Origin of the sequence: Micromonospora zingiberis (genome assembly GCF_004331455.1) — a bacterium.
Classification (GTDB): domain Bacteria; phylum Actinomycetota; class Actinomycetes; order Mycobacteriales; family Micromonosporaceae; genus Micromonospora; species Micromonospora zingiberis.
Window position 1 is genome coordinate 52606 of the sequence record NZ_SJJR01000010.1, and the last position, 19319, is coordinate 71924.

14 protein-coding genes are annotated in these 19319 nt (G+C 71.5%); 11 read left to right on the top strand and 3 right to left on the bottom strand.

What is annotated here, in order from left to right:
• Positions 1-78: 78 nt before the first annotated feature.
• The 3 genes from E0H26_RS16270 (at position 79) to E0H26_RS16280 (ending at position 3987) form a co-directional block, all read left to right on the top strand.
• Positions 79-1512, top strand: coding sequence for a phosphatidate cytidylyltransferase (locus E0H26_RS16270; protein WP_131304501.1), 1434 nt, complete (start codon positions 79-81; stop codon positions 1510-1512).
• Between the two features lie 104 nt (positions 1513-1616).
• Positions 1617-2768, top strand: coding sequence for a dual-specificity RNA methyltransferase RlmN (rlmN, locus tag E0H26_RS16275; protein ID WP_131304502.1), 1152 nt, complete (start codon positions 1617-1619; stop codon positions 2766-2768).
• 31 nt (positions 2769-2799) lie between these two features.
• The gene (locus tag E0H26_RS16280) at positions 2800-3987 is read left to right on the top strand and encodes a DivIVA domain-containing protein (RefSeq protein ID WP_131304503.1); all 1188 of its coding nucleotides are present in this window, start codon (positions 2800-2802) and stop codon (positions 3985-3987) included.
• A gap of 152 nt (positions 3988-4139) precedes the next feature.
• Here E0H26_RS16280 and E0H26_RS16285 read toward each other — a convergent pair whose 3' ends face one another.
• The gene (locus E0H26_RS16285; protein WP_131304504.1) at positions 4140-4361 is read right to left on the bottom strand and encodes a DUF2631 domain-containing protein; all 222 of its coding nucleotides are present in this window, start codon (positions 4359-4361) and stop codon (positions 4140-4142) included.
• A gap of 315 nt (positions 4362-4676) precedes the next feature.
• Here E0H26_RS16285 and E0H26_RS16290 point away from each other — a divergent pair, with 315 nt between their 5' ends.
• Positions 4677-6263: a Rieske 2Fe-2S domain-containing protein gene (locus E0H26_RS16290; RefSeq protein WP_131304505.1), complete on the top strand. Its 1587-nt coding sequence runs from the start codon at positions 4677-4679 to the stop codon at positions 6261-6263.
• An 85-nt stretch (positions 6264-6348) separates the two neighbouring features.
• Here the strand turns inward: E0H26_RS16290 and E0H26_RS16295 are convergent, their stop codons facing one another.
• Positions 6349-7944: a phytoene desaturase family protein gene (locus tag E0H26_RS16295; RefSeq protein ID WP_131304651.1), complete on the bottom strand. Its 1596-nt coding sequence runs from the start codon at positions 7942-7944 to the stop codon at positions 6349-6351.
• A gap of 100 nt (positions 7945-8044) precedes the next feature.
• On the bottom strand, positions 8045-8872 hold the full coding sequence (locus E0H26_RS16300) for a YhjD/YihY/BrkB family envelope integrity protein (RefSeq protein WP_131304653.1): 828 nt from the start codon (positions 8870-8872) through the stop codon (positions 8045-8047).
• Positions 8873-8967: 95 nt separating this feature from the next.
• Here E0H26_RS16300 and E0H26_RS16305 point away from each other — a divergent pair, with 95 nt between their 5' ends.
• From E0H26_RS16305 to E0H26_RS16340, 7 genes are all read left to right on the top strand, one after another.
• A complete protein-coding gene (locus E0H26_RS16305) occupies positions 8968-9531 on the top strand; it encodes a GNAT family N-acetyltransferase (RefSeq protein ID WP_131304506.1) in 564 nt (187 codons plus the stop codon).
• A gap of 183 nt (positions 9532-9714) precedes the next feature.
• On the top strand, positions 9715-12279 hold the full coding sequence (locus E0H26_RS16310; RefSeq protein ID WP_131304507.1) for a M14 family metallopeptidase: 2565 nt from the start codon (positions 9715-9717) through the stop codon (positions 12277-12279).
• A 572-nt stretch (positions 12280-12851) separates the two neighbouring features.
• A complete protein-coding gene (locus E0H26_RS29585) occupies positions 12852-13346 on the top strand; it encodes a hypothetical protein (protein WP_206025172.1) in 495 nt (164 codons plus the stop codon).
• Between the two features lie 65 nt (positions 13347-13411).
• Positions 13412-14041 carry an endonuclease V gene (locus E0H26_RS16320; RefSeq protein ID WP_240742225.1) on the top strand — a complete coding sequence of 210 codons (630 nt, stop codon included), beginning with the start codon at positions 13412-13414 and terminating at the stop codon, positions 14039-14041.
• 615 nt (positions 14042-14656) lie between these two features.
• On the top strand, positions 14657-16594 hold the full coding sequence (locus tag E0H26_RS16330; protein ID WP_165521891.1) for a hypothetical protein: 1938 nt from the start codon (positions 14657-14659) through the stop codon (positions 16592-16594).
• 262 nt (positions 16595-16856) lie between these two features.
• Positions 16857-18068, top strand: coding sequence for a 1-deoxy-D-xylulose-5-phosphate reductoisomerase (dxr, locus tag E0H26_RS16335; protein WP_131304510.1), 1212 nt, complete (start codon positions 16857-16859; stop codon positions 18066-18068).
• Positions 18068-19318 carry a M50 family metallopeptidase gene (locus E0H26_RS16340; protein WP_131304511.1) on the top strand — a complete coding sequence of 417 codons (1251 nt, stop codon included), beginning with the start codon at positions 18068-18070 and terminating at the stop codon, positions 19316-19318. Before dxr ends, E0H26_RS16340 begins: the two co-directional genes overlap by 1 nt.
• Position 19319 lies beyond the last annotated feature (1 nt).

Consider the following 19319-nt stretch of genomic DNA (forward strand, 5'->3'; position numbering starts at 1 on the left):
GAGCGCCTCGCGCGGGTAGGGGATGGTAGTGGCTGTGCGTCAAGTGGTGGATTTCGCGGCGCCCTCGTCCGGTGCGTGATGTCCCACCTCGACCCCTACGGTGGCGCCGAGGCCCGTGGCTGGGAACGGCAGGATCGGCCCGCCCAGCTACCCTGGCCCGACCCGGACGTCGATCCCGGCCCCTGGGCCCGCGACCCGCACGCCGCCGCCGCCGCCGAACTGTACGCGGAGCCGCGTACCCGGTCCCGTCCGGCTGCCGATCGTCCGTACGCCCGGCAGCCTGACGACCTCGGCGGCCTGCCCGGCGACCCGTTCGGTGCTCCCCCCGCCGACCGGGGCGCCGCACCCGGCGCCGGCTTCGGCGGCCACGGTGACCGGTACGACGGTGACCCCTATGGCGGTGACCGGTACGACGGCGAGCGCGACCGGCGTGACCCGGCCCCGAACGGCGTCGGCCGGCGCCTCGACCTCGGCCACGAGGACGCCCCCACCGCCCAGATCGAGCCGGTACGCGGCGGCCCGGGCCTCGATCATGACGACGCGCCGACCGCCCAGTTCGCCCCGGTGCCCGCCAGCGACGACCCGGACCCCGACGAGCCGCCGGCGGGCAAGCGCCACCGGGGCCGGCGCCGCGCCGGTGCCGCTCGGCCAGCCGGCCCGCAGTCGGGGTCGAACGCAGGCCCGCAGCCGGCGCCGAGTCGGGCCGGCCGGAACCTGCCGGCGGCGATCTCGGTGGGCGTCTGCCTGGGTGCTGCGGTCCTGCTTCCGCTCTTCCTCTACACGCCTTCCTTCCTGCTGGTGCTCGCCGCCGCGTTCGGTGTGGGCATCTGGGAGATGTCCCGCGCGGTACGGCGTGCCCGTGCCCAGGTGCCGCTGGTCCCACTGATCGTCGGTGGGGTGCTGACGGTCACCATCGGCTGGTTCGGCGGGTTGGACGCGCTGCTGCTGGGGCTGCTGGTCACGATCGCGGGCACGCTCGTCTGGCGGCTCGGCGACGGTACGGCCAACTTCCGGCGGGACATGACCGCGGCCATCCTGATCGCGGTGTACGTGCCCTTCCTCGGCGGCTTCGCCGCCCTGCTCGCGTCGTCCCCCGACGACGGGGCGCTGCGGGTGCTGGTGACCCTGGTCGCCGTGGTGCTCTCCGACACCGGCGGGTACGCCGCTGGCGCCAACTTCGGTAAACATCCGATGGCGCCGACGATCAGCCCCAAGAAGTCCTGGGAGGGTTTCGCCGGGTCGGTCGGGGCGGCCGCGCTGGGCAGTGCCCTGCTGCTCTGGCTGCTGTTCGACGTGGCCCCGTGGTGGGGTGCCGTGTTCGGGGTGGCGGTGTCGGGCGCCGCCGTCCTTGGTGACCTCGCCGAATCCATGATCAAGCGGGATCTCGGCGTGAAGGACATGAGCAACCTGCTGCCCGGGCACGGTGGCCTGATGGACCGGCTGGACTCGGTGCTGTTCGCGGTGCCGACCGCGTACCTGCTGCTCGTGGTTCTTGTTCCGGCGGTGAACTGAGGCATGGATCACGCCGGCACAGCCCGGTCGTACGGGTGGCCGGAGGCGATCCGCGCCCTCCGGACGGGTGCGTTCCGATCCGGGCGTGCCAGACTGGACGGGCCATGACGAGCCTGCCCCTGATTCCGGCGGACCCGGACGCGCCCGGTGCGCGCCGGGCGTCGATGCCACCGCAACATCTCGCCGACCTCGACCTCGCGGGCCGCAAGGCCCTGGTCACCGGGCTGGGTGAGCCGGCCTTCCGGGCCCGGCAGATCTCCACCCACTACTTCGGTCGGCTGGTACGTGACCCGGCGCAGATGACCGACCTGCCGGCGGCTTCCCGTGACCGGCTGGCCGACCAGCTGCTGCCCCGGCTGCTCAACCCGGTCCGCGAGATGGCGTGTGACGACGGGGCGACCCGCAAGGCGCTCTGGCGCCTGCACGACGGCTCGCTGGTGGAGAGCGTGCTGATGGGCTACCCGGACCGGGTCACCGTCTGCATCTCCAGCCAGGCCGGGTGCGGGATGGCGTGTCCGTTCTGCGCCACCGGGCAGGCGGGCCTGACCCGCAACCTCTCCACCGCCGAGATCGTCGACCAGGCGGTCTACCTGGCCGGGGTGGCCGCCTCCGGGGCGGTGGCGGGGTCGCCGCCGAGGTTGTCGCACGTCGTCTTCATGGGCATGGGCGAGCCGCTGGCGAACTACAACCGGGTGGTGGCCGCGATCCGTCGGCTGGTCACGCCGGCGCCGGAGGGCCTCGGCCTGTCCCAGCGGCACATCACCGTTTCCACGGTCGGCCTGGTGCCTGCCATCCACCGACTGGCCAGCGAAGACCTCTCGGTGACCCTTGCGTTGTCGCTGCACGCCCCCGATGATGAGCTGCGCGACGAACTCGTGCCGGTCAACCAGCGCTGGAAGGTGTCCGAGGTGCTGGACGCCGCCTGGGCCTACGCGGCTCGCACGGGGCGTCGTGTGTCGATCGAGTACGCGATGATCAAGGACGTGAACGACCAGCCGTGGCGAGCCGATCTGCTCGGGCGGCTGCTGGCCGGCAAGCTGGCCCATGTGAACTTGATTCCGCTCAATCCGACTCCGGGCAGTCGCTGGGACGCGAGCCCGAAGCCGGTGGAGCGGGAGTTCGTCCGGCGGTTGCGCGACGCCGGGGTGTCCACCACGGTGCGGGACACCCGGGGTCGCGAGATCGACGGGGCGTGTGGGCAGCTGGCCGCCGCTGAGGACAGGGGCACCGACCCGGCCGGGAACTTGTCGGCGTGACCGGGCGTGGCGAACGAGACCAGGAGACATAGTGGCGAGTCAGGGTCAGCGTTTCCGGCGTAAGGCGCTCCGCCGGGGATACAAGGTTGACGAGGTGGACGCCTTCCTGGACCGGGTCGAGGCGACCCTCGCCGGCCAGCCGGTAGGTGCTCCGGTGGCCTCGCAGGAAGTCCACGACGTCGTCTTCCGGGTTCGCTTCAACGGCTACGACGAGTGGCAGGTCGACCTGCACCTCGACCGGGTCGAACGGCAGCTGGCCGAGTTGGAGGAGCGTGGCGCTGGCCGGGCCGGTGGCGAGGGCCGGATGGGCCCGCCGGACCGGATGGGCCCGCCGATGCGCGAGGAGCGGGGGATGACCCCGATGCCGCAGCCGCCGATGCCGCCCCGACCGATGCCGGCGCAGGCAGGCCCGCCGTACGGCCGCTACGACGAGCCGACCGGTGCCTTCGCCGGCGGGTACGACGCTCCCCGCAGCGGATACGAGGCACCGCGTGGTCCGATGGGTCCGGGTGGTCCGATGGGTCCCCCCGGCGGCCCGATGGGTCATGGCGCCCCGCCGCGCGGTCTGCCCGCCGGGCCGGGCGGTTACGGTCCTCCGGACGGCCCGGGTGGCTATGGCCCCCCGGATGGGCCGGGTGGTTACGGTCCTCCGGACGGCCCGGGTGGCTACGGCCCTCCGGACGGGCCCGGTGGTTACGGTCCTCCGGACGGGCCGGGCGGCTATGGTCCCCCCGACGGCCCGGGTGGCTACGGCCCCCCCGAGGAGCAGCGGTTTGACGGCTTCGAGGCGGGTCGACGCGCCCGTACCGACATGACTGCGGAGATCCGGATGCCGGATCGTGACCCGCGTCGCGGCCCCGCCGGCCCGCCCGCCGTGCCGCAGCAGGCACTCGGTGGCCCGCCGATGGCGGGGCCACCGGCGATGGCCGGGCCCTCGATGGGCGGGCCGCCGATGGCCGGACCGCCCGGCAGCGATCTCTACCGGGTGGATCAGATTCGGCGCAGTTTCCAGGTGCGCCGCTTCGGCAGTGGATACGACCCCGACCAGGTGGACCGCTTCTTCGAGAGCCTGCTCGGCGGGATGGCCGGGCGCAACCAGATGCCGGTGAATCCGAAGGACCTGGACACGCTGCGCTTCGGGCTGGTGCAGGGCGGCTACTTCGAGGCCGAGGTCGACGCCGCGCTGAAGAACGTGCAGGACATTCTTTTCGGTCGCTGACCGGCGCCGACGAGTGGGGCCCGCCTCCGATGCCGGAGGCGGGCCCCACTCGTGTTGCCGGGACGGGCTCGCACGTCCCCCTGTCGCCGTACCACACGACCGGGTTCGCCACACCGCTTGCTACGCGAGCGGTTGGCGCCGTGGCGGCTGGGTCAGGAACGCAGACCGTTGCGGCGCAGCACCACGTCACCGAGGACGATGAGCAGCAGAAGCGCGGCCAGGCCGATCAGCCAGATGTCCTCGACCCTGCCCTCGTGGTTGCCGCAGAGCATCGCCAGCAGCGCGAACGCGGTGACGACCGCGCCGATCCGCCCGGCCTTGCGGTGCCCAGGCTTGTGCTGGTCTGGCGACGTTACCGGCTCGCTTCCTGCCACTGGTCGGTCCTTCCCTCGCGATCGGATCTCCGGTTAGTCTGGCACGCCCCGCGTCGGCCCTGGCGCAGGGCCCGACCGATAAAGGACGACCGATGTCCGGCGGCGACGATCGTGTCCCGCCGAAGAGCGGGCCCGAGACGCGGGACACCGGCACGTCGGGTCGGCTGGTCGCCCGGTCGAGGGCCGAGGACCCGGGCCGTCTGGCCTGTCTTCGCCGGGCCGGACGGGACTACCGGCGTCGCGGGACGGTGAGCACACTGCCTCCGGTAGCGTTCTTGCGTACGTCGTGATTTGTCTTCTTGAGGGGGAACTGCGGTGCGAGTGACCGGTACCGGGCACGCGAGCATGCGGATCGACACTGCTGCGGGCAGCATCCTGTGCGACCCGTGGGTCAATCCGGCCTACTTCGCCTCCTGGTTCCCGTTCCCGGACAATTCCCAGCTCGACTGGGAGAGCCTCGGCGACGTCGACTACCTGTACGTCTCCCACCTGCACCGGGACCACTTCGACGCGGCCCACCTGAAGCGGTACGTGTCGAAGTCCGCGACCGTGCTGCTGCCCGAGTTCCCCACCTCGGAGATGGAGGACGAGTTCCGCGCGCTGGGCTTCACGAAGTTCCTGAAGACCCGCAACGAGGAGGTCGTCGAGCTGGACGGCGGCCTGAAGATCATGATTCAGGCGCTGACCAGCCCGACCGACGGCCCGATCGGTGACTCGTCGCTCTGGGTGGAGTACGACGGCGTACGGCTGCTCAACCAGAACGACGCCCGCCCCACCGACCTGAGCGTCTTCGCCGAGCTGGGCCACGTGCACGCGCACCTGCTCCAGTTTTCCGGAGCGATCTGGTACCCGATGGTCTACGAGCTGCCGCAGTCGGCGAAGACCGCGTTCGGCAAGCAGAAGCGGGACCGGCAGTTCGACCGCACCTGGCGCTACATCGACGACCTGAAGGCCGACCACGTCTTCCCGATCGCCGGGCCGCCCTGCTTCCTCGACGACGAGCTGTGGCAGTTCAACGACATCTTCGACGACGAGGGGAACATCTTCCCCGACCAGTCGGTCTTCCTGGCCGAGTACGCCAAGGTCGGCGGCACCAACGGCATCGTGCTGCTGCCCGGCAGCGTCGCCGAGGTCACCACCTCCGGGGCGACGACCACCCACCCGCAGCCGGTCGAGGAGTTCTTCGCCAACAAGGTCGCCCACCTGGAGGAGATGCGCGAGCGCAAGCGCCCGATCATCGAGGCGGAGAAGGCGTCCTGGCGGCACCCCGAGGTCGACGTGCTCAAGGAGCTGAAGCAGCGCATCGAGCCGCTGCTGGACGAGTCGATCTACCTGGCCAAGGGCGTCGGCGGTCCGGTCCGCTTCGACCTGGTCGGCACTGACAGCTCAGGCGGCGAGACCGTTGAATCGATAGTGGTGGACTTCCCGGGCAAGCAGGTGCGGCCGTACGCCGACGAGAAGGTGCGTTACCGGTTCCGTACCGAGCGGGCGCTGGTGGAGCACCTGCTGCACATCGGCGAGGTCGACTGGGTCAACTCGCTCTTCCTCTCCTGCCGGTTCTCGGCGGCCCGGATCGGCCAGTACAACGAGTTCGTGTACGCCTTCTTCAAGTGCCTGTCCACTGAGCGCCTCCAGTACGCCGAGGGCTGGTACGACGAGCACGAGCGGGCCGTCGACGCCGAGGACATCACCGTCGGCGACTGGACGGTGCAGCGGCGCTGCCCGCACCTGAAGGCGGATCTGAGCCGATTCGGCATCGTCGAGGGCGACCAGTTGACCTGCCAGCTGCACGGCTGGCGCTTCGACCTGCCCAGCGGGCGCTGCCTGACCAGCGTCGGCCACAAGATCCGCGCGCACCGGGTCGGCGAGGAGGCCCCCGCCACGGAGGTCGCCCGGTCGTAAGCCGGTTGGTGTTAAGAAGGGGCCCCTTTACTACGCGAGGCGTTAATAAGGTGCCCTTCCTTACCCCGCAGCCCGAGTAGCGCGCTTAGCAACCGAGGTCGGCGAGGATGCGTTGGGCGGCGTTGTGGCCGGCGGCGCCGATCACGCTGCCCGCCGGGTGGCAGCCGGCGCTGCCCGCGTACACCCCGTCGACGCCGGTGGCGTACGGCATCCGGTCGGCGAACGCGACGGTGTTGTCGACGTGGTGGATGTGTCCGCCGGTGATGCCGAAGTGCGCCTCGATGCCGGGTGGGGGCAGCGGCACCGCGTCGGCGATCAGGTCGCCGGTGCCGGGTGCGTACCGTTCGCAGATCTCCACCAGCCGCTCGACGTAGCCGGGCAGGGCTGCGTCCCAGGTGGTGCCGGCCAGCTCGTACGGCACCGACTGGACGAACAACGCCGACGAGTGGTGTCCGTCCGGGTCGGCCAGCGACGGGTCGACGGTGGTGTGCAGGTACCACTCGATGGTCGGCTCCGCCGGCAGCCGTCCGGCCTGCACGTCGGACCACATCCCCCGTAGGGCGGCCATCGGGGATTCGCCGCCGCCGCCGATCAGCGAGGCCGAGCCGGGCAGCAGGTGGATGGTCGAGCCGAACGGGCTCGGCGCGTCCTGCGGGAGGCAGGAGAAGCGGGGCAGGCCGCGCAGCGCCAGGTTGAGCTTGAGCGTGGTGCCGGTACGCCGGACCGCCGCCATCCGGTCGCTGAGCACGGTCGGCAGCGCGCCGTCGGGCAGCAGCTCCATCAGCCGGTACGGGTCGCAGGCGCCGAGCACCACCTCGGCGCGTACCTCCTGGCCGTCGGCGAGCACCACGCCGGTGGCGGCGCCCCCGTCCAGGGTGATCGCGGCGACGGGTGCGCCGGTGACGATCCGGGCGCCGGAGGCGCGGGCCGCGTCGGCGAAGGTGCGCGAGACGGTGCCCATGCCGCCTTCGGCGATCATCCAGGTGCCGCCCGAGCCGGGCAGCCGGCACATGTTGTGCACCAGGAAGTTGTGCCCGGTGCCGGGGTCGTCCGGGCCGGCGTTGAGCCCGGACAGGCCGTCGGTGACCGCGTACATGCTGACCAGCAGCTCGGAGTGGAAGTCGAAGCGGGCCAGGTAGTCGGCGACCGAGCCACGGACCAGGTCCACGAAGACCTGTTGCAGCTCGGGGCGGATGTAGCGCTGCGCGGTCTCCTCGACGCTGAACGGTTCGGCCAGCCACGCCGGGGCCAGGTCCTCGCGCAGCGCCGCCAGTTCGGCCTGCAACGCGTCGTCGGCGGCCACGTCGGCGGCGGAGAAGAACTCGGTGAGCTGCGCCCGGGTGGCCGCGGTGTCGGTGCCGAACAGCAGGTACGGCGAGCCGGCACCGCCCGGGGTGGGCAGGAAGTAGTGCGGGTCGCGGCGCAGCACCGGGATCCGTACGTCGAGCGCGGCGAGCAACTCCGGCGGCATCAGCCCGAGCAGATAGGACCCGGTGGAGTGCCGCAACGACGGCACCTTGGGGAACGGGTTCTCGGTGCGGGTAGCCCCACCGATCACCTCGGCGGCCTCCAACACCAGCACGTCCAACCCGGCGCGGGCCAGCAGGATCGCCGACACCAGCCCGTTGTGACCCGACCCGACAACCACCACGTCGGCCCGCCCCGGCACCTCGCCACCCATCATCCCCGCACCCTAACCCCTGCACCCCCGCCGGAACCCCGTTGATCATCAGGTTGGCGATAGGTTGGCGATGTCCAGGAGATCGGATTCGCCGTCGTGATCAACGTGGGTGGGTGCGATGGGCGGAGAGGGCCAGGGTGGCGGAGTAGCCGGCCAGCACGATGATGTGGAAGACGTAGAGCCAGAGCAGGATGGCCACGGCGGCGCCCACCTCGACCAGGCCGCCGAAGGGTAGGCCCAGGTCGAGCGGGAGCGAGGCGAACAGCACGAAGCCGTGCAGGAAGCCGGAGAGGTTCGCCGCCGTGAACGAGCCGACCAGCAGCGCGGAGAGCCAGTCCGGCGAGGCCGGACCGACCACCCGGAACACCCACAGCAGCACCGGGGTGAGCACCAACCAGACCGCCAGGAAAGAGAGCACCACGCCGAGCGCCCCGGCCCAGCCACCCTGGCGGACCAGCCCCGTGGTGGTCGGCAGCGCGAGCAGGATGGCCAACAGCAGCGCCGGTGCCGGGGCGAGCAGCGGCAGCAGCAACAGCCGGCCCCGCCAGCCGATCAGGTGCTCGTCGGAGCGGGGCGCCGCGACCGAGACGAACGCCCGCCGCAGCCCCTCGCCGTACAGCGACGCGGGTAGCACCGCGGCCAGCGCGAGCCACGGCGTGAGGTCCACCCCGGCCTCGACCAGGGCGGCCACCGCGTGTGGCGCACCGATCGCGTCCGGCAGCGCCGCCACGGCGTACGCGGTGAGCCGCCGTACCTGGTCGGCTCCGACCAGCAGCCCGGTGAGCCAGATCGCCAGCAGGGCCACCGGCACCACGGCGATCGCCCCGTAGAACGTGATGGCGGCGGCGTGCAGCGACAGATCCCGCCCGCGTACCGGCCGGAAGGCGGCCCGAGCGATCCGCCTCGTGCGCCGCCATGCTCTGCCCATCACGCCCCTGTTCCCCGTAGCGGCCCCGGCCACGCCTGGGGCGTACGCCCACGATGCCCCGACGGTGGGCGGGTGGGGACGTAGGATCGCCAGCCATGACGGTAGCCACCACCGACCGGTTGGTGCTGCGGGAGTGGACCGACGCGCCGGCCGACCTCGCCCGGATCTTCGACATCTACTCCCGGCACGAGGTGATGCGTTGGCTCGGCGGGGGAGCGGGACGGCTTGTCGAACCGGCCCAGGCCGCCGAGCGGCTCGCCGTCTGGCGGCAGCGTGACGCCCCGTACGCCGGGCGGTACGGCCTCTGGGCGATCGAGGTGCGCCACACCCGAACGGTGGTCGGCAGCGTCCTGCTCAAGCCCTTGCCGGGCGCCGACGGCCGTACGCCGACCGAGGACATCGAGGTGGGCTGGCACCTGCATCCCGACTCGTGGGGCAACGGCTACGCCACCGAGGCGGCCCGGGCCGTGCTGGCCCGCGAGTTCGCCACCGCCGACGCCACCCGCGAGGTGTACGCCGTGGTGACGCCGGGCAACGAGCGGTCCATGGCGGTCTGCCGGCGGCTCGGCATGACCCACGTGGGCCGGCGCACCGACTGGTACGGCGGCACCGAGGTGGAGACCTTCGTGCTGACCGCCCCCGCTCGTCAGGACGGCTGAACCCGGACGTGACGGGCGGCTCACCGTTCGGCCGGTCCGCCTCGGCGAATCGGTCGGGGAAGCGCTCCCGCTGCCCTGGGCTATCGACTTGCGGTGTCGTCGCTGGTAGAACAGCGAATCATCGTGGCGCTGGCGATCAAGAGTCGCCACCTGTCGCCCTAGTCCTCGAAGCGAGGTACCTGCGTGGCCGTTCGTCGACCATTGATAGCCCTACTCTCCGCCGCACTCCTGTTCGGACCGGCGTCCGCCGCCGTGGCGGCACCGGCTGACCCGGAGGCACTCGACGCGGCCATCGCGTCGCCGCGCGGTCAGTCCGACACCGAACTTCCCTTCGGCATCGGCCCCGGCCAGCGGGGACGCTCCGCCGACGCCCCGGGCCGCCAGCCCAGCGAGCCGGTAGCCGCGGCGAAGCTGGCGGGCAAGCCGCGGAACGATGTCATCGCCGACGTGCCGGTGGAGCTGACCGACGCGTCGATCGCGTACAACCTCATTCCGTACCACGGCATCCCGTCGGCGCTGCGTGACCTTCAGCGCAGCAACCGGATCAGCGTGGAGGTGATCGGCCAGTCGGTCCTCGGCCGGGACCTGCACCTGGTGGTGGCCACCGCGCCGATGAGCGACGCCCAGTGGAAGACCTGGCAGCAGCTGTCGGACCTGCGGTTCAGCGACCCGCACGCGGCACAGGCCAAGCTCGCCGCCGGCGGTTACGACAACTGGCGTACGCCGCTGTTCGTCAACAACAACATCCACGGCAACGAGTGGGAAGGCACCGACGCCAGCCTCCAGGTGTTGCAGGAGTTGGCGTTCTCCACCGACCCGACGGTCGTGGACATGCTCAACAAGCACGTCCTCGCCTTCGTGGTCACCAACAACCCGGACGGCCGGGTCGCGGCGACCCGCGCCAACGCCAACGGCTTCGACATGAACCGTGACTACATCACGGCGTCGCAGCCCGAGGTCCGCGCGGTGCGGGCGCAGTTGGTCCGCTACAGCCCGCTCACCATGCTGGACATCCACGGGTACGTCAACTGCACGCTGATCGAGCCGACCACCGGCCCGCACGGCGACAACTACGAGTACGACCTGTACATCAAGCACGCGCTGCGCAACGCGCTGAGCATGGAGCAGAAGGTCCTCGCCACCGGCGAGACCCGGGCCAGCTGCGCGAACCCGGACGGCAGCCGCCGTAACGACATCCCGTTCCGTGACCGGACGCAGGGTTGGGACGACTGGCCGCCGATCTTCACCCCGATGTACTCGATGTACCACGGCGCGATCGGGCACACCATCGAGGTGCCGCTGAACCCGCGCGGCAACCTGACCGTCGCGGAGCGCCACGAGCGTACCCGGATCAACACGGCCGTGGCCGTGGCGACGATCAAGGGCAACTTCGACTACGCCACCCAGAACCGGGCCGAGCTGCTCACCAACCAGCTGGAGTGGTTCCGGCGCGGCGTCGACGGTGAGTCGACCCGGCCGATCGACGACCCGCTGGCCATCTCGCTCGCGCGTGGCGACAACATCAAGACCCACGTGCAGGGCTTCGCCCGGGCGTACGTCATCCCGGCGGGTACCGACCAGCGCAGCGCCACCGCGGCGGCCCGGCTGGTCCAGTTCATGGTCGACAACGACCTGAAGGTCCAGCGTGCCTGGCGGCCGTTCAAGCTGGGCGGCACGCACTACGAGGCCGGCACCTACGTCGTCGACATGCACCAGGCCAAGCGCGGCCTGGCGAGTGCCCTGCTCGAGGTCGGGCGGGACGTGACCAACGACTTCAACGCCATGTACGACATCTCGGCGTGGAGCCACGGTCACCTCTGGGGCGCGACGGTGCAGCGGGTCAGCGAGAACGTCGCCCTCGACGCCCAGGCGCTGCGTCCGGTGACCGAGGCCCGGGCCACCGGTGCCGTGGCGCCGGGCAAGCAGGCGAACTACGGCCTGATCGTGGACTCGGTGGCCGGCATCCAGGCCGTCAACCGGTTGCTCAACGACGGGGTGGAGCTGGCCCGGACCGCCGACGGCACCTTCGTGGTGCCCGGTGACCTGTCCGTGGTCCGGCCGATCGCCGAGGCGTACGGGGTCGAGTTCATCCGGCTCACCCCGCCGCAGGTACGCGGCGCCACGCCGGTGTCGAAGACCCGGCTCGGTGTCGCCGCCAACGGTGGTGAGATCTTCGCCCTTCAGCAGATGGGCTTCGCGCCGATCTCGGTCACCCACACCGCGTTCAACAACGGCACCCTGTCGTTCGCGGACTTCGACGCCTTCTTCGTCTCGACGACGGCGTTCAACCCGCTCAGCCTCAACGCCACCCAGCTCGCCGCGTTCGACCAGTGGCTGGCCGACGGGGGCACCGTGGTGGGTCGCGGGGCCAGCGGCAAGCAGTTCAACGACCGCGCCGGCCTGCTCGACGTGACGATCGCGGCGGGACGTAGCGACGCGAACGGCATCGTCAAGGTGGAGAACAACCCGGCATCGCCGATCACGGCCACGGCGCTGCCGACCGCGTTCGTCGACGCGCCGCAGTACTTCACCCGGGTCGGTGACGGCGTCCGCGTCGACCAGCGTCTCGCCGCCGAGGGCTTCTTCCTCGCCGGCCACTGGGGTGGCCAGGCCGCCGCCGCCGGGCAGGCGGTCGTGGTCAGTGGCGTGGCGAAGGGGGCCAACGTGACCCTGTTCGGCACCGAGCCGCTGTTCCGGGCCCACCCCGAGGGCCTGTACCCGCAGGTCGCCGCCGCCCTGTGGCAGTGAACTAGCCAGTTCGGGTGACCGTTGCCCCGGCCGGTGCGACCAGCACCGGCCGGGGCAACTCCGTTGCCGCCCGCCTGATCGCGTTGCCGGCACCGTCGGCCGCGTTGCCGCGAGGTCGACTGCGTTTCCGCCAGGCTGATCGCGTCGCCGCGAGGTCGTCCGCGTCGCCGCGAGGTCGTCCGCGTTGCCGCGAGGTCGTCCGCGTTGCCGGCCGGCTGGTCGCGTTGCTGCGAGGTCGTCCGCGTTGCTGGCGGGGTGATCGCGTGGCCGGCACCGTCGGCCGCGTTGCCGGGAAGCAGTCCGCGTTGCACCTCGGCTGATCGCGTTGCCGGCACGTCGTCCGCGTTGCCGCGAGGTCGGCCGCGTTGCCGGCCGGCTGGTCGCGTTGCCGCGAGGTCGACTGCGTTTCCGCCCGGCTGATCGCGTTGCCGTGAGGTCGTCCGTTTTGCCGTGAGGTCGTCCGCGTTGCCGGCCGGCTGGTCGCGTTGCTGCGAGGTGCTGGCGGGGTGATCGCGTGGCTAGGCCGTCGGCCGCGGTTACGATCCCGCAGCAGGCCGAGGATCGTGGACGGGGTGCGGATGCGCGAGGACGAGCTGACCGAGATCGAGGAGTTGTGCGCCGCGGCGACCCCCGGGCCGTGGTTCGTCCGATCACTGGACGACGAGCATGCGATGAACCTGGTGGCGGTGAGCGTCGTCCCCGACGACGGCGCGGGCGCCCGGTGGCCGGACTTCGACCATCGGGAGATCGTCGCTGCGACCCTGGTGCAGCAGCCCCGTTGCGTCGACTCCGGCGACGAACGTTGGGACGAGAACGCCGCCTTCATCGCGATGGCCCGCCAGGCCGTACCGCGCCTGGTGGCCGAGATCCGGCGCCTGCGCTCGCAGCAGCCCAGCGACGCAGCTGGTGCGGTGGCCAGCGACGCGGCCGGTGCGACGAGCCGCGCCGCGCCTGGTGCGACGAGCGGTGCCGTGGCTGGTGTGGTGGCCGGTGCCGGTGCCGGTGCCGGTGCCGGTCCCGTGGCCGTGGCCGGTGCGGCGAGCGCTGGCGTGGCCGGTGCGGCGTGACGTGGGCGGTTCAGCAGGGCGGGTCGTCCCCGCGGTCGGTGGCCGAGGCCGAGCGGATTCAGGAACTGCTACGGCAGCGACTCGACCTGGGCGGACATCTGACGCACGCGCCGACGCTGGTGGCCGGCGTGGACGTGTCGTACGACAAGGCGTCAACGCGGCTGGTGGGCGCCGCTGTCGTGTTCGACCTGCGCGCCGGTGTCGAGGTCGAGAGCGCCGTCGTACCCGGTGAGGTGAGGTTCCCGTACGTCCCGGGGCTGCTGGCCTTCCGTGAGGTGCCGATCCTGCTGGAGACGCTGGACCGGCTCGGCACCGTCCCCGAGGTGGTGGTCTGCGACGGGTACGGCATAGCGCATCCCCGCCGCTTCGGGCTGGCCTGCCACCTGGGGGTGGTGACCGGTCTGCCCACCTTCGGGGTGGCGAAGACCCCCTTCGTCGCCGACTACGCCGAGCCGGGCGTACGCCGGGGTGACTGGTCACCGCTGCGTGACGGTGACGAGGTGCTGGGCCGGGTGCTGCGGACCCAGACGGGCGTCAAGCCGGTGTTTGTGTCGGTCGGTCACCGCACCCGCCTCGATCAGGCGACCGCGTTGACGCTCGACCTCAGCCCGCGCTACCGGCTTCCAGAGGTGATCCGCCGCGCGGACTTCCTCTCCAGACAGGCCCTACGCACAGGTCCGCCGACACCGCGATGACGCAGGTACGGCGCTGAAACGCCGCGCGGCCGACGCCGAACCCAACGACCTCCGCGCTGCCCGCGCTGCCCGCGCCGCCCGTGCCGCCCGTGCCGCTCGTGTCGTCCGTGCCGCCCGTGCCGCCCGCGTCGCCCGTGCCGCCCGTGCCGCCCGTGCCGCCCGCGTCGCCCGCGTCGTCCGCGCCGCTCGTGTCGTCCGTGTCGTCCGTGTCGCTCGTGTCGTCCGTGTCGCCTGTGCCGTCCGCGTCGCCCGTGCTGCTGGCGTTGCCCGTACCGCCTGCGGTGCCCTGTCGCTCGGGGTTGTGCCGCGACTGCCTCGGGCGGCGCGTGGTCAGGTCGGCTGTAGACCTTGGACAGTTTCCGTTAGCGGCTAACGGAAACGTTCCAAGATCTGCACGGGCGGGGCTCCCGGATCGGCGGTTATGCCGGTTCGAAGTGCGGGCGAGACGGCAACGTGACCGGCCGGGTCGACCGTGAGAGTCCGGATGCTCGTCGGAGCGCGGGCGCGGGCGCGGGCGCGGGCGCGGGCGCGGGCGCGGGGAACGGGACCACAGGGGGAAGCATGGACGGGGCGCTACAGGACCACTGGGGTACGGACGGCTCGCGTCGGCGATCGGTGGATGCCTTGCTGAGTTGGCTGATCCACCCGGTGACGGTGGCGGCCACCGCGTTGCTGATCCTCAATGACCACGTGTTGAAGGCGGCCTATCCGGGGTGGCTGACCGGCAAGCTCAGTGACGTGGCCGGACTGGTGATGGCACCGCCGTTGCTGGCCCTGCTGCTGGCCGCTTGCGCTCGGCTAACGGCGGACAGCGCTCGGTTGCTGGCGGGCCGCGTACGGCTGGTGGCGGACAGTGCTCGGTTGCTGGCGGGCCGCGTACGGCTGGTGGCGGACAGTGCTCGGTTGCTGGCCGGGTGCGCTCGGCTGGCGGTGGACAGCGCTCGGTTGCTGGCAGGTCGCGTTCGGCTGACGGCGGGCCGCTCTCGGTTGCTGGCGGGCCGGGTACGGCTGGTCGGTAGCGTTCGGCTGGCGGGTCGCGCTGCTGGAGGTGTTCCTGGCGCACCGCTACGCGGTGGTGACCGCGTTTGGCTGGCGGGGCTGTGGCGTACCGCCGGAAGACCTGGTCCGCAGCGCGGGCCGGACGGCCGCGATCTGCTGGCGGCCGGCTCGATCCTCCTGGTGGGGGTGGGGTTCGCGGCGGTGAAGGCGACGCAGGCGGGTGCGACGACGGCGTCTGCGCTGTGGAGCGTGGTCAACGGTCCGTCGGTGATCCTGGCCGACGTCACGGACCTGCTGGCCCTGCCGGCGCTCGGGCTGGCCTGGTGGACGTGGCGGTCGGCGGCGAATCGTCCGACGCTGGTCCGCTGGCTGCGGATGGTGGCGGTGCTGGTGGTGCTGCCGATCGCCGGGCTGGGCGTCGCGGCCACCTCCGCCCCGCAGTACGACGACGCTGTGCAGTTGTACGAGTGGCAGGACGTCGCCGTGGTCGGTGTCGGCAACGCCTACCACGGCAACCGGGAGCCCTACCGTTGGCAGGTCAGCCAGGACGACGGACCGAGCTTCACGGAACTGCCGGAGCACCGCCGTGAGCTGTTCCAGCAGCAGTTGCCGACGCCCGCGTCCGGATCGGACTGTTCGACGCGGGAGCCGACGCACTGCTTCCGGGTCGTGCCGCGTCGCCTGGCGGTGCAGGAGAGTCGGGACGGCGGCGCGACCTGGCAGCTGGCCTGGGAGGTCGACGAGGATGCCCGGGCGCGGCTCGGCGTGGCCATGCCCGCCATGGGTGACGTCGAGGAGTACCTGTCGTCCCGGGCGTTGCTGGTGCGGGACCAGCCGGACGGCGGGGTCGTCGTGCTGGTGGCCAACGGCCGGGACGGTGTCGCCCGCCGGGACACCACCGGCCGTTGGAAGCGGATCGGCTTCGGTGCCTTCACCGCCGACGGTTTCCGGGCCGAGACAGCCGCGATGCCGATCCCGAGCGTCGCCGAGGCGACCGTCACCGCTGGTTGGCGGGTCGCCGTACCGTTGTCGATCGTGGTGGGCAGCTTCGTGGCCCTGGTCGGCTGCGCCACCCTGCTGGTCCGGCGGAGCGGTTGGCCCCTGGTCGCGGCGATCGCCCCCGCTGCGGCACTCAACCTGCTGGGGCTCGTTGCGTTCATCCCGTACGCGATGGCCGGGGCCAACTCGGACGAGTTGCTGGCACCGTTGTTCGTCGTCGCGGTGACCCTCGGTCTGTCGCTGCTGCCGGCCGGTGCCATCGTGCTCACCACCGCCGTCACCGAGCGGTCGCGGGGTGTCGCTGGCCGGTTCTGTCTGGCGGGTCTGCTCGGCGGGACGCTGGTGTGGCTGCCGTACCTGCTGCGCGTGCTGACCGGATGGCCGCAGCAGCACACCCTGACCGACGTCGCGGTGGCGACCGCGGTGGCCGTGGTGCTGATCAGTGTTCCGCTGGCCATCCGCTACGTCATCCGGGTATTCGCCGCCCAGCAGGTCGAGCAGGCGCAACTCGATCCGCCGTGGCCGCTGGTCGATGGTGGCCAGCGTTCGACCTGATCAGTGCGGGTGGAACGGGGGTGCCCGGCCCCTGGTGCTGGTCGGGGCGGCGGCGCCGGTCCGGGCCGTCGTGCGGGGCGTCGCACCAGACCCCGGCCGACCTGCGCGACGACGAGGCACCACAGGACGCTACGTCGGAGGACGGTACGGCCGGCCGGAGGCGAGGTAGCTCCTTGCCGTTAACAGGGGGCCCTTCCTCTACCGCAGGCGTTAATAAGGTGCCCTTCCTTGCACCCAGGCGTCGTGGGGAACAATGGGCGGCGTGAGCACCCCCCGCGATCTTGTGCTGTTGGGCTGTACCGGTTCGATCGGAACCCAGGCCGTCGACATCGTGCGGCGCAACCCGGACCGGTTCCGGGTGGTGGCGCTCGGCGCCGGTGGTGGAAATGTCGGGCTGCTCGCCGCGCAGGCGTTGGAACTCGGCGTCGAGGCGGTGGGGGTGGCCAAGGCGTCCGCCGCGCAGGATCTCCAGTTGGCGTTCTACGCCGAGGCGAGTCGGCGGGGCTGGGCCAGCGGTGAGTTCAAGCTGCCCAAGATCGTCGCCGGGCCGGACGCGATGACCGAGTTGGCGCAGTGGCCGGGTGACGTCGTACTCAACGGGGTGGTCGGGTCGCTCGGGCTGGCGCCGACCCTGGCGGCGCTGCGCGCCGGGCGTACGCTCGCGCTGGCCAACAAGGAGTCCCTGGTGGCCGGCGGCTCGCTGGTCAAGGCCGCGGTGACCCGACCGGAGCAGATCGTCCCGGTGGACTCGGAGCACTCGGCGCTCGCCCAGTGCCTACGCGGCGGCACCCGGGGTGAGGTACGCCGGCTGGTCGTCACCGCCAGCGGCGGGCCGTTCCGGGGCCGGCGGCGCGACGAGCTGACCGGAGTCACGCCGGAGCAGGCGCTGGCCCATCCGACCTGGAACATGGGACCGGTCGTCACGATCAACTCGGCGACCATGGTGAACAAGGCGCTGGAGGTGATCGAGGCGCACGAGCTGTTCGACGTGCCGTACGCCGACATCACCGTGATGGTGCATCCGCAGTCGGTGATCCACTCGATGGTGGAGTTCGTCGATGGTTCCACCCTCGCGCAGGCCAGCCCGCCGGACATGCGGCTGCCGATCGCGTTGGGCCTGGGCTGGCCGGAGCGGGTCGCCGACGCCGCCGCAGCCGTCGACTGGACCACCGCGCACACCTGGGAGTTCGCGCCGCTGGACGACGCGGCGTTCCCGGCGGTGGCGCTGGCCAAGGCGGCCGGTGCGGCGGGGCGCTGCCGGCCGGCGATCTACAACGCGGCCAACGAGGAATGTGTGGCGGCTTTCGTCGCTGGGCGACTGCCGTTTCTCGGCATCGTCGACACGCTACAGCGGGTGTTGGAGGAGGCTCCCAATTTCGGTGAACCGGGTACCGTCGAGGACGTACTCGACGCCGAGTCGTGGGCCCGCGCGCACGCGCAGGAGATCATCGCTGCTGCGGTGGAAGGAGCTTGATGTCGTTCGCGTTCGGGGTGGCGCTGTTCGCCCTCGGCATCCTCATCTCGGTGAGCCTGCACGAGGCGGGCCACATGCTCACCGCCAAGGCCTTCGGGATGAAGGTCACCCGCTACTTCGTCGGCTTCGGCCCGACCATCTTCTCCTTCAAGCGGGGCGAGACCGAGTACGGCCTCAAGGGCATCCCGCTCGGTGGCTTCTGCAAGATCGTCGGGATGACGCCGCAGGACGACGACGTCGAGCCCGGTGACGAGAAGCGGGCCATGTGGCGGTACCCGGTGTGGAAGCGGACCATCGTGATGTCCGCCGGTTCGATCACCCACTTCGGGTTGGCCATCTTCGCGGCCTGGCTGGCGGCGATGACCTTCGGCCTGCCCAACCCCGACTTCCCGCGCAACGAGGAGCAGATCCGCGCCGAGCCGGCGGTGATCGCGATCCAGGACTGTGTCCTGCCGGACACCACCTACCGGGAGTGCGCTGCGGGTGACGCGCCGAGCCCGGCCGGCGCGGGTGGATTGCAGAACGGTGACCGGATCACCTCGATCAACGGCACCCCGATCAACAACTACGGCGAGCTGCTCACCACCCTGCGGGCCACCACCCCGGGCAGCACCGCCACCATCGGTTACGTCCGCGACGGCCAGTCCGGCAGCACCGAGACGACGCTGGCCACCACCAAGCGTCCGCCGATCGACAACCCGGAGGGGCCGGTCACCGAGGTTTCCGCGCTCGGCGTCGGCCTGGTCCTCTCCACTCCGGGCCTGGTCACCTACGGCCCGGTCGCGGCGGTCGGCGCGACCAGCACCTTCATCGGCGACATGGCGGTGGCCACCGCCCAGGCGTTGCAGCGGCTGCCGGAGAAGATCCCGGCGCTGTGGCACGCCATCACCGGCGGCGAGCGGGACATCGACACCCCGATCAGCGTGGTCGGCGCCAGCGTGCTCGGCGGCGAGGCGGTCGCCAACAACGCCTGGGAAATCTTCATCATGCTGTTCATCTCGCTGAACTTCTTCATCGGGGTGTTCAACCTGCTGCCGCTGCTGCCGCTGGACGGCGGGCACATCGCCATCGCCTGGTTCGAACGGGCCCGCTCCTGGGTGTACGCGCGGCTGCGCCGCCCCGACCCGGGCCGCGTCGACTACTTCAAGCTGATGCCCTTCACGTACGTGGTGATCCTGATCGGTGGCGTGTTCACGCTGCTCACGATCACCGCGGACGTCGTCAACCCGATCACCCTCTTCCCAAGGTGAG